Origin of the sequence: Streptomyces albireticuli, from assembly GCF_021228125.1 — a bacterium.
Taxonomy (GTDB): Bacteria; Actinomycetota; Actinomycetes; order Streptomycetales; family Streptomycetaceae; genus Streptomyces; species Streptomyces albireticuli.
This window is the reverse complement of record NZ_JAJQQS010000006.1, coordinates 299,240-314,983: the sequence shown is the minus strand read 5'-3', so window position 1 is coordinate 314,983 and position 15,744 is coordinate 299,240. Positions and strand designations below refer to the sequence as shown.

11 protein-coding genes are annotated in these 15,744 nt (G+C 73.6%); 5 read left to right on the top strand and 6 right to left on the bottom strand.

Features of this window, described 5'->3' with window-relative positions:
- Positions 1 to 78: 78 nt before the first annotated feature.
- Together LUZ64_RS14345 and LUZ64_RS14340 are read left to right on the top strand one after the other, a co-directional pair.
- Positions 79 to 1,197 (top strand): SWIM zinc finger family protein, encoded by a 1,119-nt coding sequence (locus LUZ64_RS14345; RefSeq protein ID WP_232390062.1) that lies wholly within the window; start codon positions 79 to 81, stop codon positions 1,195 to 1,197.
- Positions 1,198 to 1,951: 754 nt separating this feature from the next.
- Positions 1,952 to 3,658 (top strand): DUF5691 domain-containing protein, encoded by a 1,707-nt coding sequence (locus LUZ64_RS14340; protein WP_232390061.1) that lies wholly within the window; start codon positions 1,952 to 1,954, stop codon positions 3,656 to 3,658.
- A gap of 188 nt (positions 3,659 to 3,846) precedes the next feature.
- Here the strand turns inward: LUZ64_RS14340 and icmB are convergent, their stop codons facing one another.
- A complete protein-coding gene (gene icmB / locus LUZ64_RS14335; RefSeq protein WP_095582103.1) occupies positions 3,847 to 4,260 on the bottom strand; it encodes a coenzyme B12-dependent isobutyryl CoA mutase small subunit in 414 nt (137 codons plus the stop codon).
- 388 nt (positions 4,261 to 4,648) lie between these two features.
- Here icmB and LUZ64_RS14330 point away from each other — a divergent pair, with 388 nt between their 5' ends.
- The gene (locus LUZ64_RS14330; RefSeq protein ID WP_107426636.1) at positions 4,649 to 5,518 is read left to right on the top strand and encodes an esterase/lipase family protein; all 870 of its coding nucleotides are present in this window, start codon (positions 4,649 to 4,651) and stop codon (positions 5,516 to 5,518) included.
- A gap of 302 nt (positions 5,519 to 5,820) precedes the next feature.
- Positions 5,821 to 7,356 carry a M23 family metallopeptidase gene (locus LUZ64_RS14325; protein ID WP_095582112.1) on the top strand — a complete coding sequence of 512 codons (1,536 nt, stop codon included), beginning with the start codon at positions 5,821 to 5,823 and terminating at the stop codon, positions 7,354 to 7,356.
- A 114-nt stretch (positions 7,357 to 7,470) separates the two neighbouring features.
- Here LUZ64_RS14325 and pcrA read toward each other — a convergent pair whose 3' ends face one another.
- Positions 7,471 to 9,966 carry a DNA helicase PcrA gene (pcrA, locus tag LUZ64_RS14320; RefSeq protein ID WP_095582104.1) on the bottom strand — a complete coding sequence of 832 codons (2,496 nt, stop codon included), beginning with the start codon at positions 9,964 to 9,966 and terminating at the stop codon, positions 7,471 to 7,473.
- A 259-nt stretch (positions 9,967 to 10,225) separates the two neighbouring features.
- Positions 10,226 to 10,579, bottom strand: a complete 354-nt coding sequence (locus tag LUZ64_RS14315) for a hypothetical protein (RefSeq protein ID WP_095582105.1) — start codon at positions 10,577 to 10,579, stop codon at positions 10,226 to 10,228.
- A gap of 340 nt (positions 10,580 to 10,919) precedes the next feature.
- Here LUZ64_RS14315 and LUZ64_RS14310 point away from each other — a divergent pair, with 340 nt between their 5' ends.
- The gene (locus LUZ64_RS14310; RefSeq protein ID WP_232390060.1) at positions 10,920 to 12,014 is read left to right on the top strand and encodes a C40 family peptidase; all 1,095 of its coding nucleotides are present in this window, start codon (positions 10,920 to 10,922) and stop codon (positions 12,012 to 12,014) included.
- Between the two features lie 200 nt (positions 12,015 to 12,214).
- Here the strand turns inward: LUZ64_RS14310 and LUZ64_RS14305 are convergent, their stop codons facing one another.
- From LUZ64_RS14305 to LUZ64_RS14295, 3 genes are all read right to left on the bottom strand, one after another.
- A complete protein-coding gene (locus LUZ64_RS14305; protein ID WP_095582107.1) occupies positions 12,215 to 13,330 on the bottom strand; it encodes an alpha/beta hydrolase in 1,116 nt (371 codons plus the stop codon).
- Between the two features lie 132 nt (positions 13,331 to 13,462).
- Complete coding sequence (locus tag LUZ64_RS14300; protein ID WP_095582108.1) at positions 13,463 to 14,146, bottom strand: LuxR C-terminal-related transcriptional regulator; 684 nt, start codon at positions 14,144 to 14,146, stop codon at positions 13,463 to 13,465.
- Positions 14,143 to 15,420 carry an ATP-binding protein gene (locus LUZ64_RS14295; protein ID WP_211305057.1) on the bottom strand — a complete coding sequence of 426 codons (1,278 nt, stop codon included), beginning with the start codon at positions 15,418 to 15,420 and terminating at the stop codon, positions 14,143 to 14,145. The genes LUZ64_RS14300 and LUZ64_RS14295 overlap by 4 nt, the downstream gene beginning before the upstream one ends.
- Positions 15,421 to 15,744 lie beyond the last annotated feature (324 nt).

Sequence of the window (15,744 nt, the reverse complement as noted above, 5' to 3'; positions counted from 1 at the left end):
CCCCACTGACAATCGGCCCCGGGGAGCGGTAACCGCAGGTCAGGGCGATTGTCAGTGGTGGCCCGTAGCTTTGACGACATGAATCCGCAGGGGGAACGCAGGACGGCGGAGACGGTGCTCGCGACGGCACCTGACGCCGCATCACGCAAGGCGGACGCGGGGCAGACGAGGCCCGGACCGCGGCCGGGGGCGGCCCGTCCGGCCGGGGGCGCGGCGGCGGCCGGCGGGGAAGCGGCACGGCGGCGCGCCGAGCGCCGCGCGGCCCGGATCGCCTCAGGTGCCACCGAGTTGGAGCGCCGGCTGGCCGATCTGCTGCACGGCGGCCTGGCGTCCGCCGAGGCGTCGGCGTACGACCAGTGGGACGAGACGGCGGCCCGCATGATCGACGCCCAGGCGCCGGGCCTGGCCTCGCGCGTAAGGGAGTTGGCGGCGGTGGCGGGGGCGGGCACGGGGGTGGACCGTGCCTCGCGGCTGCTGGAGGAGTGCGCCCTGCTGCACACCCTCAATCAGGGCTGTCTGCGGATCGGCGAGCTGCCGGAGGCGCTGGCCGCGACGGTCCGGGCGCGCGTCGGCATCGCGGCGGACACGGCGACGGTGCTCGCGACCTCGGCGCCGGTCCGCGACGACTGGCTGGTCCTGGCACAGCAGGACGCCGACGACGGCCGGCTGGTCACGCGCCGCGTCTGGCTGCGCGGCGGGCGGACGGGCCGCATGGCACTGCTCCTGTCGTACGGGCCGGTGGGGCGGCCGCCGGAGCTCTCCTTCCCGGTGGGTTTCTCGCTCGACGCCGAGCTGGCCTACTACCCTTCCGCGCGCCCACTGCGGGCCGCGCTGGGCACCCGCCATTCGACCCCCACCCCGAGCCCCGGCCCCCCTCCCGCCCGTGACGTCGCAACGGCCCTCGCCGCGTACGGGGAGGCGCTGCGGGACGATCCGTGGCTGGAAAGCTGGCCGGTCGTACTCGGCCCGGTCATACCGGTGCGGATGCCGTCGGGCGACTGGCAATTGGTGGACGAGGAGGGGGAGTCGGGGGTGCCGGTGGACGCGCGGCACGGTGGTGACCGGATGCGGGTGTGGCAGTTGGCGGCGGTGTCGGGGGGCGAGGCGGTGACGGTGTTCGGGGAGTGCGGGTTCCGGGGGGTGGCGCCGTTGGGGGTGTGGGGGGTGGGGGTGGGGGTGGAGGCGGTGCCGTTGTGAGGGGGGTTGAGGGGTGTCGTTGTGAGGGGTGTCGTCTGCGGGGCCTTGGCTTGGGGGCCGTTGCGTGCGGGCGGCCGTCGTCCGGGGCCTTGACGTGCGGGCCTTGACGTGCGGGCCCTCGCCTGCGAGCCCTCGCCTGCGACGGAGGGTGTGGGCGGGGGTGTCGCTTCCGGGACCTCGCCTCGGGGCCGTCGGTTGCGGGTCTTCGCCTGCGGCGGGCTTCTCCCCCTCCCCGCCCCTTCCCGTAACTGGGGGCTCCGCCCCCAGGCCCCCGGCCGCGCTGACGCGCGGTGTCCTCAATCGCCGGACGGGCTGAAATTGCCCCGGCTCGCCGCCAACTTTCCCCATGCCGAGGATCAAATTGCCACGACTCGCCGCCGGCTTTCCCTACACCGAGGCTCAAATCGCCCCGGCTCGCCGTCGACTGTCCCTACGCCGAGGGCGGGCCTCGCTCCCGGTTCCGGGCGACAACTCAGCCCGTTCCGGCACCTGGGAACCGGGGCCCGGGCGCCGATTCAGCCCGTCCGGCGTTTGAGGACCGGGGTCCGGGGCGGAGCCCCGGGTCGGGAAGGGGCGGGTAGGGGACAAGGCCCCGCGCAGCGGCACCCCACCCGCACCCCACCCGCACCCGACCCGCTCCTCAACCCACCAAGGCACGCCCCCGGCCAGAGGTTCCGGCGCCCCGGCCGAGCCGCCACCCCCACTCGGCGTTCCCGCCCCCGCCCCACCCTCACGTGGACAGAAAGGCGAACCTATGACCGTCACCTGGGACGACCTCCTCTCCGCCGCCCTGCTGGGCACCGGCCGCCGCACACCGCCCGTCACCCCTCGCCCCGGTCAGGACGGCGCCGCCGCCCTTCTGGACGCCGCCGCCCTGCACACCGTGCGGCGGCGGGCCGGGTTGCGGCCCGCCGTGGTGCGGGAGCGGCCCGGGGTCGCGCCGGAGGATCCGCGGCCGGAGCCACCGGCCGCGGCGCGGCGGCGGCTGGCGCTGCTGCTGGCCGACCGGGCCGCGCCGGGCGGCGGGGCCGGGCGGCGCGGGGCCGCGCCCGATCTCACGGAGCTGCTGCCCCAGTGGCTGGCCGCGGCGATGCGGCACGGGTACCGCGCCCCGGCCCCGTTGCTGCCCGCGCTGCTCGAAGCCGGGCGGGCCCGTAGCGACCTGCGGGCCGCGGCCCTCGCCTTCGGCGGGCCCCGGGCCCGGTGGCTGGCCGGGCTGAACCCCCAGTGGAGATACGCGCTGCGCGCGGGCCCCGCCGACGGCTCAGCGCCTCTTCGCCGATCCGCCCACGCGGGCGCAGGCACGGGCGCAGGCACCGGCACCGGCACCGGCACCGGCGACAGCGACGCGACGCAGCGCCTTTGGGAGGAGGGCCTCTTCGCCGAGCGTGTCGCCGCGCTCGCCGCCCTGCGACGGCGGGACCCGGCGGCCGGCCGGGAGCTGCTCGCGGGCACCTGGGCGGCCGAGCGTGCCGAGGACCGGCTGATGTTCCTCGACGGGCTGCGCCCGGAACTCTCCCCGGACGACGAGCCGTTCCTGGAGCGCGCCCTGTCCGACCGCAGCCGCAACGTCCGGGCCACGGCGGCCGAACTGCTGTCGGCGCTGCCCGGGTCCGCGCTCGCCGCGCGGATGGCCGGGCGGGCGCGGAGCTGCGTGGCCCTGGAGCGGACGGACGGCGCCGTACGGATCGTCGTCGAGGCTCCGCACGAGTGCGACAAGGGGATGCAGCGCGACGGCGTCACCCCCAGGCCGCCGAACGGCCGCGGCGAGCGGTCGTGGTGGCTGACCCAGGTCGTGGGGGCGACCCCGACGGCCGTGTGGGGCGAGCGGTTCGGCGGTCTGAGCCCGGCGGAGATCGTGGCGCTGCCCGTCGCGGACGGCTGGCGGCCGGATCTGCACGCGGCCTGGTGCCGGGCCGCCGTCCGGCAGCGGGACGCGGCCTGGTCCCGGGCCCTGCTCGGGCCCGCCACGGCGCCGCCCCCGGCTTCCGGTGGGGATGCCCCCACCGGGAGCTGGGGACGGGATCCGGCGAAGCTGCTCTCCGCGCTGGAGCCCCGGGAGCGGGCGGAGTGGGTGGCGGAGTTCGTCTCCGCGCAGGGCCTCTCGGACGCCTTCCGGCTGCTGGCCGTGTGCGCGGTGCCCTGGGCGGAGCCGCTGGGCACCGCGGTCGTCGACGCCCTCGACATCGCCCGGGACGCGGGCAGCTACCCCTGGAGCTTCAGCGGGGTGATGGGCCTCGCCGAGCGCTGCCTGGACCCGGCGCAGGCCGACCGCCTGGAGGTGCTCACGGCGCTTCCGGAGAACTCCCCGGAGCCGGCGGGGGCGCCTGGGGCGGCGGCGTACTGGTCGGAGGCGTTTCAGCGGCTGGTGGGGACGTTGCGGTTGCGCGCCACGATGCGGGCGGAGCTCGCGGGGGAGGGTGCCGCGGCGGAGCTTTCCCCTGCCCGCCCCTTCCCGTGACCGGGGGCGAGCCCCCGGGCCCCCGGTTACGGGAAGGGGCGCGGTGTCCTCAATCGCCGGACAGGCTGGAAATCCGGCCCGCCCGACGATTGAGGACCGGGGCCCGGGGCGGAGTCCCGCACGCGGCGGAGCCGCACATCGGATGCGGCGGGAAGGGGCAGGGTGGGGAAGACCAGCCGGAACGGCCGCTACGCGTCCGTGGGCTGGCGGACGTTCGCGTTGACCCACTCCACGATGGACGCCGTCGTCGCGCCGGGGGTGAAGATCGCCGCGACGCCCTGCTCCTTGAGCGGGGCGATGTCCGCCTCCGGGATGATCCCGCCGCCGAAGACCTTGATGTCCTCCGCGTCCCGCTCCCGCAGCAGTTCGAGGACCTTGGCGAAGAGGGTGTTGTGCGCCCCGGAGAGGATGGACAGGCCGATCGCGTCGGCGTCCTCCTGGATCGCGGTGTCCACGATCTGCTCCGGGGTCTGGTGCAGGCCGGTGTAGATGACCTCCATGCCGGCGTCGCGCAGCGCGCGGGCGATCACCTTGGCGCCGCGGTCATGGCCGTCGAGCCCCGGCTTGGCCACCACCACGCGGATCGGACCGGTCACTCCCATCACTGCCTCCATGTACGACTGCCGGCAACCGGCCGCGAGGTTCCCCGGCCCAGGGGCCGGAGACGTGAACGAACGTTATCTCCAGCATCCCGCAACCCGCCGTTTCGCGGAGGAGAGCGAGGGGGAAATCACACGTGGGACAACACTTTCGCTACGCGCCGTCCTCGTACTGCCGCGTCCCACGGGCCGTGTCACGGGCCGTGAGGCCCCCGTGTCACCGGGGCGGCGGGCCGGAGGCGGTCGCGAGGGAGCCGCGGCGAGGTCGCCGCAACGCCGTGCCGGCAGCCGCACGGGGCGGCGGGTGCGGCAGGCACCGCCGCGACTTCCCATGAATGCGCGCGGGGGGACGGAGCCGCCTTCTGTGTGCCGTTCGGGAGGTCGGTCGGCCATGGGGGCACTGCGCTTTCTCACTCTCCTCTCCGCACTGCTGCGCCCTTCGGCGGCGCGCGCCCGGTCCACCGTGCTGGAGCTGGTGATCCTCACCGGCCACGTGCTGCTCTACCCCACGGGCCTCACTCAGGAGCGCCGCGCACGCCCGCCCCATGCGCTTCCCGCCACCCCGGCTCCCCCGTCCGGCCCAACCGACACGCCCGAGCTCGCAGAGGAACCGACAAAAGACCTCGGTCACACGCCCGTTCTCCTCCTTCACGGCTTCATCGACAACCGTTCGGTTTTCGTCCTGCTGCGCCGATCGCTGCGCCGGAACGGCTGGCGGCACGTCGAATCCCTCAACTACTCACCTCTGACCTGCGACGTCAGGACGGCGGCCCAGTTGCTCGGCCGCCATGTGGAGGATCTCTGCGCGCGCGCCGGGAGTTCCGGCGTCGACGTGGTCGGGCACAGCCTCGGTGGCCTGATCGCGCGCTATTACATCCAGCGGCTCGGCGGCGACGCCCGGGTGCGCACATTGGTCACGCTGGGCACCCCGCACGGGGGCACCCGGGTGGCGCCGCCGATGTCCGTCCATCCGCTGGTGCGCCAGATGCGGCCGGGCTCCGACGTGATCAGGGAACTGGCCGGTCCCGCCCCGGATTGCGCCACCCGTTTCATCAGTTTCTGGAGCGACTTGGACCAATTGATGGTGCCCGTCGAGACGGCCCGGATCGACCATCCCGATCTCCTCGCGCGCAATGTGCGGGTGACGGGCGTAGGTCATCTCGCCCTGCCCGTCCACTGGGCGGTGGCGGCCGGAATCCGGCAGGCCCTGACCGCGGAGGAACCGGCCGCCGACGCCTCGGGCGCCGCTTCCGTCGCCTGACCTGCGGCGAACCCCGACCGAACCCCGACCGAACCCCGACCCGAAGTACGACCCGGACCATGGCCGGAACCCCGTACGGCGAACCGGCCGGTCGGTTACCCAGGACGCCGTTCGACTTTCGACCGGCCGAAAACCGAACAAGCTTCGAACGTCAAATCGGTTTCTCGGGGTTCAGTCCACCGAAAGGCGGCCAAATGCCCGTGCCGCGCCCGCCCGAAACGTGACGAAGATTGTCGCCATCCCATACCGCCGGGTACAGTCGCCGCTAATTCTCCGGCTCCCGAGGCGAAAGAGAAGTGGTGGTGAACGACCGTCACCCGTCGGCGGGCTCCAGCCCGACCGGTCCCGCTCAGGATGTTTCCTACGGGCACTACGCGTCGTACGAGCAGCAGAGCGCACCGCCCGGCTATGCCGGGTACGACGGCTACGACACCGGCCAGTGGGCGTCGGGCCAATGGGACACCACCGGCCAGTGGGGCGCCGCCACCGGCCAGACCCAGATCTGGGACTTCAGCGGCTACGACACGGGCCAGCACACCGGGCAGCACACCGGCCAGTGGGACACCTCGGCCGGCCACCCGGGCACCTCCGCGATCCCGGGCCAGAACCAGGGCGGCCAGAACCAGGGCCAGTGGCAGAGCGGCTCCTGGGACTCCGGTTCCTGGGACACCTCCGGTTCCACCGGCGCGTACGACACCTCGGGGCAGTGGGACACCGGTGCCGTCCACGCCCAGAGCTGGGACACCGGCGGGCAGTACCCCGCCTGGGACCAGGGCACGGGCACGGGCTGGGGCGACGTCAGCACCCAGCAGACCCAGACCTGGGACACCAGCGCCTACGCCGCCATGGACGCCATGGAAGAGCAGCGGCCCGAGGCGCAGCACACCCCGACCCTGATGGTCGACCTCTCCGGCGTCGACCTGGACCGGGCGGCCCCGGCCCCGCCCGGCGCCCGGTCCGTCGCCGACGCCGAGACCCGCACGATGTCGGTGATCGAGCCCATGGACCTCCTGGAGCAGAGCGCTCCGGAGGACGGGACGGCCACCGGCGGTTCCTGCCCGCCCGGCGCGGACGTCCCGGGCCCGGCCCGCAGCCGCCGCAAGGGCGCGCCCGCCCGCACCGGCTACCGGCCGCGCCGTAAGGCGTTGCTCACCGTGGCCGTGCCCTCGGTCGCCGTGATGGGTGTCGCCGGGATCGCCGCCGCGTCCGTCTCCGGTGGCGGTGACGACGCGAAGAAGCCGCAGGCGGCGGCCGCCCCGGACACCTCGGGCGTCCCGAAGCTCGCCAACAGCAAGCTGGACACCCAGCTCGCCGGCCTCAGCCACGGCGCCGACGACTTCGCCAGCCGCGCCAACCGCACCCAGGAGCGCATCGACCTCAAGGCGCGCCAGGAGGCGGAGAAGAAGCGGAAGGCCGAGGAGGCCGCCCGCAAGGAGGCCGAGCGCCCCAAGTTCTCCCTGCCGGTCGCCCAGCACGGGCTGAGCGCCTACTACGGGCAGGCGGGCGTCAACTGGATGTCGGTGCACACCGGCATCGACTTCCCCGTCGGCTACGGCACGCCCGTCATGGCGGCCACCGACGGCACGGTCCGTACGCAGTACAACGTCGCCTACGGCAACATGGCGATAGTGACGTCGCCCGAGGGCGTCGAGACCTGGTACTGCCACCTGAGCAGCACCAAGCTCCGCTCCGGCCAGGTCAAGGCCGGGGACGTCATCGCCTATTCGGGCAACTCCGGCAACTCCACCGGCCCGCACCTGCACTTCGAGGTCCGGCCCGGCGGCTCGGCCGTCGACCCGCTGCCCTGGCTGCGCGGCAAGGGCTTCGACCCCGTATAGAACCGGAACCGGCGGCAAGAACGGACCGGGCGCCGAACGGCAACGGTCCCGAACGGGGTCCCGGCCGACACGAGCCCCGGCCTTACGGTCGGGGCCCGCCCCGCCGCCCGCCCGTCAGAGCTTCTCCACCGGGGCGTACCGCAGCAGCAGCCGCTTCGGCTTCTCCTCGCCGAAGTCGACCGTCGCCTCGGCGTTGTCACCGCTGCCCTTGACCCCGACGACCGTGCCCAGGCCGAACGAGTCGTGCGTGACGCGGTCGCCGACGGCCAGCGCCACCACCGGGCGGTCCTTCGTGCGCCGCGTGGCAAATCCTCCCCCGAACTCCGTCCGGGAGGTGCCCCCAGGGCCCGCCTTGCCGCCGCCGAAGCCCGTGGAGGTGCCGCCGCCCGAGCGGGAGGAGGAGAACGACGAGGAGACGGTGCCCATGGTCGCGGAGGGCGTGGCGGGCCCGGTGCGCCGCCACTGCACATACTTCTCGGGGATCTCCTCCAGGAACCGCGACGGAGGGTTGTACGAGGGCTGGCCCCAGGCGCTGCGCATGCTCGCCCGGGTCAGATAGAGCCGCTCGCGGGCGCGGGTGATGCCCACGTAGGCGAGCCGCCGCTCCTCCTCCAGCTCCTTGGTCTGGCCGAGGGCGCGCATGTGCGGGAAGACGCCGTCCTCCATGCCGGTGAGGAAGACGACCGGGAACTCCAGGCCCTTCGCGGTGTGCAGGGTCATCAGCGTGATGACGCCGGTGCCCTCGGTGTCCTCGTCCGGGATCTGGTCGGAGTCGGCGACCAGCGCGACCTTCTCCAGGAATTCCGCGAGCGTGCCGGGGTTCTCCTCCTCGCGCTCCTGCTCGAACTCCAGGGCCACCGCGGCGAGCTCCTGGAGGTTCTCGATGCGGGTCTCGTCCTGCGGGTCGGTGGAGGCCTGGAGCTCGGCGAGATAGCCCGTGCGTTCCAGGACGGCCTCCAGGACCGTGGCCGGGCCGGCGCCCGACTCCACGACCGTGCGCAGCTCCTCCATGAGGACGTTGAAGCGCTTGACGGCGTTGGTCGAGCGGGCCGCCATGCCGTACGCCTCGTCGACGCGGCGCAGCGCCTGCGGGAAGCTGATCCGCTCCCGCTGCGACAGGGCGTCGATCATGGCCTCGGCGCGCTCGCCGATGCCGCGCTTGGGGACGTTGAGGATGCGCCGCAGGGGCACGGTGTCCTCGGGGTTGGCGAGGACGCGCAGATAGGCCAGGACGTCGCGGACCTCCTTGCGCTCGTAGAAGCGCACGCCGCCGACGACCTTGTAGGGCAGGCCGACGCGGATGAAGATCTCTTCGAAGACACGCGACTGGGCGTTGGTCCGGTAGAAGACGGCGACGTCGCCCGCCTTGGCGTCGCCCGCGTCCGTGAGGCGGTCGATCTCGTCGGCGACGAACTGGGCTTCGTCGTGCTCGGTGTCCGCGACGTAGCCGGTGATGCCCGCGCCCTCGCCGGCCTCGGTCCACAGGTTCTTCGGGCGGCGGTTCTGGTTCCGCTCGATCACGGCGTTGGCGGCGCTGAGGATCGTCTGCGTGGAGCGGTAGTTCTGCTCCAGCAGGATGGTGGTGGCGTCCGGATAGTCCTCCTCGAACTGGAGGATGTTCCGGATGGTGGCGCCGCGGAAGGCGTAGATCGACTGGTCGGCGTCGCCCACGACGCACAGCTCGGCCGGGTCGAGGTCCGGGACGCTGCCCGCCGTGCCGACCAGCTCGCGGACCAGGGTGTACTGCGCGTGGTTGGTGTCCTGGTACTCGTCGACCAGGACGTGGCGGAAGCGACGGCGGTAGTGCTCGGCCACCTCCGGGAAGGCCTGGAGGAGGTGGACCGTGGTCATGATGATGTCGTCGAAGTCGAGGGCGTTGGCCTCGCGGAGCCTCGACTGGTACATCACATACGCCTGGGCGAGCGTCTTCTCGAAACCGTCGGCCGCCCGTGCCGAGAAGTCCTCCTCGTCGATCAGCTCGTTCTTCAGGTTGGAGATCTTGGCGCTGAAGGACTTCGGCGGGAACTTCTTGGGGTCGAGGTCCAGGTCGCGGCAGACGAGCGCCATGAGGCGCTTGGAGTCGGCGGCGTCGTAGATCGAGAAGGAGGAGGTGAAGCCCAGCTTCTTGCTCTCGCGGCGCAGGATCCGTACGCACGCGCTGTGGAACGTCATCACCCACATGGCGTTGGCGCGCGGGCCGACGAGCTCCTCGACGCGCTCCTTCATCTCGCCCGCGGCCTTGTTGGTGAACGTGATCGCGAGGATCTGGCCGGGGTGGACGTGGCGCGCGCCGAGCAGGTGGGCGATGCGGTGGGTGAGCACCCGGGTCTTGCCGGAGCCGGCGCCGGCGACGATCAGCAGCGGGGAGCCCGTGTGCACGACGGCGGCGCGCTGCTGGTCGTTCATCCCCTCCAGCAGGGCGGCGGGGTCCACGACGGGGCGGGCCGCGCCGTCGCGGTAATACGCCTCCCGGGGCACGGGGGCGTCGAAGGCGCCGCCGAAGAGGTCGTCCGGCACCCGCTCGGGGGCCGCGTCCTCCGGGGGAGGCGGGTGCTCCTCGTCCGCAGGGCCGAGGTCCGCCAGGAAGCTGTCGTCAAAGAGGCTGCTCATCGCCTCCCGAGTCTAGGCCGCCGCACTGACAGCCGGTCCCCGTTCCCCGAACGCCCTTCGAATGAGGCCCACGTCACGCCTGCCCGGGCCCCGCGGACGCCCGCGTCCACACCCCGGCCGGGGACCCCGCTGACGCCCGCGTCACGCCCGTCCAGGACCCGCTGACGCCCGCGTCCACACCCGGTCGGGGACCCGCTGACGCCCACGTCACGCCCGGGACGCCGGGCCCCGGCGTCACGCCCGCCGCGGGCCCGCGGGGCTACGTCCAGAGAACGGCGACGAACACGTTGACCGCCGTGAGCGCGCCCACCGTGCCGAAGGCCGCGGCCTCGACCTTCTCGTCGTCCCGCTTCACGTAGACGAGCCCGAGGATCACGACGAGCAGGGCCAGCTTCACACCGATCTTCACGGTGTTGAGGGTGTTGCCCTCGACCTGGTTGAGGCCGACCAGGGCCACGCCGGTGACCAGCATGGTCAGCGCGCCGTGCAGCATCGCGGGGACCATGCGCGCCTCGCCCTTGCCCATGGCCTTCATCTGGGTCATGAAGCCGCCCAGCAGGGCCGCGATGCCGATGATGTGGAGGCCGACGACGGCGTGAATCAGTACGTCCATGAGCACCGACCCTAGCCCGGCCCATACCAGCCGCCGGAGGCGAGGTGGGGCTCTATCGCCGCATCGGTCAGGCAGGACGTATATGAATCCAACCACCCGGGGGGCGCACGGTCACCCTCTGTCGTAGTGCGGCCGATTCCAGGCATTACCGGTCATGTGCGTTCTGGGGCGTGACCGGCCGGAATAGCGTCCCTCTCCAGACGGCGGTGGCCCGCGCTCTCCCCCCTCGTGGCGGGCCGCCGCCGCACCCGTCCCTCAAGCCCGTCCGCCCCGTGCGGGACGGGCCGGCACGACAGCACATGCGCACGACCAGCAGGTGTGGAAGGAAGTGACGGCCGACGTGGCATCGCACCGAAAGCCCAGGCAGCATCCGCTCACCGGAGCCACCGCGCGGACCGCCGCCGGTCTCGCCCTCGCGGGCGCGGCCACCGCCACCGTCCTGGACGGCTCCGCCCAGGCCGCGCCGCACCCGACGCCGTCCCAGCTGCGGACGCAGATCGACCGGTACTACCAGGAGGCCGAGGCCGCCACCGAGCGCTACAACGGCGCCAAGGAGAAGGCCGACCGGGCGGAGTCCACGCTGGAGGGCCTCCAGGACGAGGCGGCCCGCCGGACCGCGCGGCTCAACACCGCCCGCAACGCCCTGGGGTCCGTCGCCACCGCCCAGTACCGCGAGGGCTCCCTGCCGACGAGCGTGCGGCTGCTGACGGCCTCCTCCCCCGAGCAATATCTGGAGCGGGCGTCCATGACCGACCGCGCGGGCGTCCGGCGGAGCATCGCCGTCACCCGCTACCGGCACGAGCTGCGGGACGTGGAGCAGGTGCGGACGACCGCCGGGGGCCGCCTCGCGGAGCTCCGGAAGGAGAAGGCCACGCTCGCCCGGCACAAGCGGGCGGTCGAGTCGAAGCTGACCGAGGCCCGGAAGATCCTGGAGCGGCTGCCGGAGGAGCACCGCGCGGCGGTGGCCCGCGGCGACGCGGCGACGGGGGCCGCCCCGGTCAACGAGGTGGGCGGTGTCACGGCCGCCGTGCCCGCCGCGCTCGGGGCGGGCGGCGGCGCGTCCGGCGGTACGGCGCAGGCCGCGACCGGGCGGGCCGCGCAAGCCGTGGCCTACGCGTACTCCGCGCTCGGCAAGCCGTACGTCTGGGGGGCGACGGGACCGTCCGCCTTCGACTGCTCCGGGCTGGCGCAGGCGGCCTGGCGGGCGGCGGGGGTGTCGCTGCCGCGCACCACGTACACCCAGATCAACGCCGGACGGCGGATCTCGCGAGGTGCTCTCGCCCCGGGTGACCTGGTGTTCTTCTACTCCGGGGTGAGCCATGTGGGGATCTACGTCGGGAGCGGGCGCATGATCCACGCGCCGCATCCGGGGGCGCCGGTGCGGGTCGCCTCGATCGGCGAGATGCCGTTCGTGGGGGCGTCGCGACCGGCGTGAGACGCGGCCGTCCGCACGGGGCTCCGCCCCGGCCCCCGGGCCTCGAGCGCCCCCGGCTGCCTCCCCCGGCGGGCCGGCCTCAGCCCGCCCGGCGATCGAGGGCACCGCGCGTCAGCGCGCGACGGGGGCCCGGGCCTCTCCCCCGGTTCCGGGAAGGGGCGGGCAGGGGAAAGCTCCCCCGGCGAGCCCCCGTCAGCGAGTCAGCGCCGCACCTGCTGCGTCAGCCACCGGAACACATCCGGCACCTGCCGCTTCCACACCGCCGTCCCATGGCCTCCCGCCCCCGCCGGGACCATGTGCACCTTCACCGTCGTCGGCGGCTTCGCCGCCCGCTGGAGGGCCAGGCCCCCCTGGTAGCCGTCGCCCTCCGCGCCGGAGACGAACAGCGACACGGCCGGCGGCGTCTTCGCGCGCTGGAGGATCTTCAGCGGGTTGTGCTCCTCGCGCAGCTCGGGCGTCTTCGCCGTCAGGGAGGCGGGCTCGCCGACGGGGTCGTTGTAGCCGGAGAGGCTGACGCCCGCGTGGTAGCGGTCGGGGTGCGAGACGGCGAGCTTCGCGGCGCAGTGCGCGCCCGCCGAGTAGCCGGCGACGGCCCAGCCGTCGGCCTTCTCCTCGGCCCGGAAGGTGTCCGTGACCATCTTGCGGACGTCGACGCTCAGCCAGGTGTCCGCGTTGACCTTGCCCGGGATGTTGGCGCAGCCGGTGTCGACGTCACCGAGGAGCGTGGTGCGGGGCGCCACCACGATGAACGGCGCGACCTCGCCCTTCTCCATCAGCGGCTTCAGCTGGGTGTTGACCTCCAGCGTGCCGAACCACGCCTTCGCCGAGCCGGGGAAGCCCGGCAGCACCTCGACGACGGGGAACTTCCGGTCCTTGTACGCGGGGTCGTCGTACTGCGGCGGCAGCCAGACGTAGACCTCGCCCTCCACACCGGATATCCGGCCCTTGAGCTTGGTCTCCTGGACGCCGGGGCCCATCCGCTTGTCCGACGCGGGCGTGAACTTCTGGATCACCTTGGGCTCGGCGTCCGCGTTCTTGCCGCCGGTGCCGTCCGGCCCGAGGTCGACCGCGGTCCGGACGTGGTCGCCGGTGCCGAGCAGGTCGTCCCAGGTGTCGAAGAGGCCGTTGGAGTTGTTGACCATCACGAAGACCGTCGTGATGGCCGTCACCTGCGCGAAGAGCAGCATGCACAGCCGTGCCACGAACCGTACGGGCTTGGGCCCGCCGACCCTGCTCCACAGGGCCAGCGGCAGGACGAGCGCCACCACGACCAGGGCGATCGTGGTGAGGAAGAAGGGTGTCCCCGTCAGGCTCATCAGGCTCTCGTTTCGGGTGTCGGACCCGGCACGGGCCCTGGGCCCTGCGCAGGTGAGAGCCTCTCGTCCGTTTTAGATGGCCTGACGGCCTCCTCGGTTCCCGGTCGGTACGGGCTCGGGCGCGGCCGGGCGTCAGACCAGCCTGCGGGCCGTCGCCCAGCGGGTCAGCTCGTGCCGGTTGGACAGCTGGAGCTTGCGGAGCACCGCCGAGACGTGGGACTCCACCGTCTTCACGGAGATGAACAGCTGCTTGGCGATCTCCTTGTAGGCGTAGCCGCGGGCGATCAGGCGCAGCACCTCGCGCTCGCGCTGGGTGAGGCGGTCGAGGTCCTCGTCGACCGGCGGGGCGTCGGTCGAGGCGAAGGCGTCGAGGACGAAGCCGGCCAGCCGGGGCGAGAAGACGGCGTCGCCGTCCTTGACCCGGAAGACGGCGTCGACCAGGTCGGTGCCGGTGATGGTCTTGGTGACGTAGCCGCGGGCGCCACCGCGGATGACCCCGATGACGTCCTCGGCGGCGTCGGACACCGACAGCGCGAGGAAGCGGACCGGGCGCTCCGGGTCGGCCGACAGCGGGGCGCAGCGGCGCAGCACCTCCACGCCGCCGCCGCCGGGGAGGTGGACGTCCAGCAGGACGACCTCGGGGCGGGTCGCGGTGATGACGGTGACGGCCTGGTCGACGTCGGCGGCCTCGCCGACGACCTCGACGCCCGTACGGTCGGTGGCCCCGATCTCCGCCTGCACACCCGTCCGGAACATCCGGTGGTCGTCCACCAGCACGACCCGTACGTGGCGCTCCGTCGTCTCTTCGGTCGTCATGCCGCCGCCCTCTCCATTTCCAGCTCCACTTCGGTTCCCCCACCGGGCACGGAGCGCAGTCTCGCCGTGCCGCCGTTGCGCTGCATCCTGCCGATGATGGATTCGCGGACGCCCATCCGGTCGTCCGGCACGGCGTCCAGGTCGAAGCCGGGCCCGCGGTCGCGCACGGAGAGGAACACCGTGCGCCCCTCGACCTCGGCGTAGACCTGGACGGCGCCGCCCTCGCCACCGTACTTGGCGGCGTTGACCATGGCTTCACGGGCGGCCTGCATCTGTGCGGCCAGCTTCTCGTCCAGGGGGCAGTCGCCGACGACCACGACCTCGATCGGCACCCCGTGGTGGTCCTCGACCTCGGCGGCCGTGGCCTTGACGGCCTCGGCGAGGGTCGCGGGCTCCTCCGCCTCGTCCTTGCCGCGGCCCTCCGGCCGGTAGAGCCAGGCGCGCAGCTCGCGCTCCTGGGCGCGGGCGAGCCGGGCGACCTCGCGGGGGTCCTCGGCGTTGCGCTGGATCAGGGTGAGGGTGTGCAGGACGGAGTCGTGGACGTGCGCGGCGACCTCGGCCCGCTCCTGGGCGCGGATGCGCATGGTGCGTTCGGCGGAGAGGTCCTGGGTCATCCGTACGAGCGAGGGGCCCGCCAGCAGCGCGATGCCGACGAGGACGGCCAGCGAAGCCTGGAGGACGGTGCCGAGGTGCTCCGCCGAGCCCTGGAGGACGACGATGCCGGTGACGCCGACGCCGGCCAGGGCGACGCCCGCGGCGCCGCGCGCGAGCGGCAGGACGCGCTTGCGGCGGCTGACCTCCATCCAGTGGGCGCGGCGGGCGTTGTCCGCCTGGCGCCACACGAGGGCGACGCCCGCGCCGACGAGCAGCAGCGGCCAGATGTAGGCGTTGGCCTGGCCGAGGTGGAGGTTGTCGACGAAGATCGCGGCGCCGATGACGAGCGCGAGGAGCGCGACGACCTGCCCCCGGTCGGGCTTACGGGCGAACAGGCGCCGCCGCCCGTCGGGCAGGGTCTCGGCGGGCGCCGGGCGCGGCGCCTCGACGCCGCCGACGCCGAGCGGCACGACGAACCAGAACACCGCGTAGAGGACCGCGCCCATGCCCTGGGCCAGCAGCAGCGCCAGGAAGACGATCCGCACCCAGGAGACGGGCGCCCCCAGGTGCCCGGCGAGGCCCCGGGCCACGCCGCCGAGCATCCGGCCCTCGGCGCTGCGGTAGAGCTTGCGCAGTGGGGGGGTGTCGGCGCGGGGTGGCGACGGCGGGGCGGTGGTCATGGTCCGATCGTCACATGCGGCCGTCGGTGGGGGCATCAGGGTCGACCCTGAGGGGACCCGGGTCCGGGGCCCTGGCTCGGGGCCCTGGTTCGGGGCCGGCCTTGGTACGGGGTCGGCCTTGGTACGGGGCCGGCCTTGGTACGGGGTCTGGTGCGGCGGGGGACGTGGCGTGCGGCGGGTGCGCCCTGCGGGCGGCCTTTCCCCAGCCCCGCCCCTTCCCGAACCGGGGCTCCGCCCCGGACCCCGGTCCTCAAACGCCGGACGGGCTGAGTTGTCGCCCGGAACCGGGCGAGAAAGCCGCCCCTGGCGCAGCGGCAGGCAGGC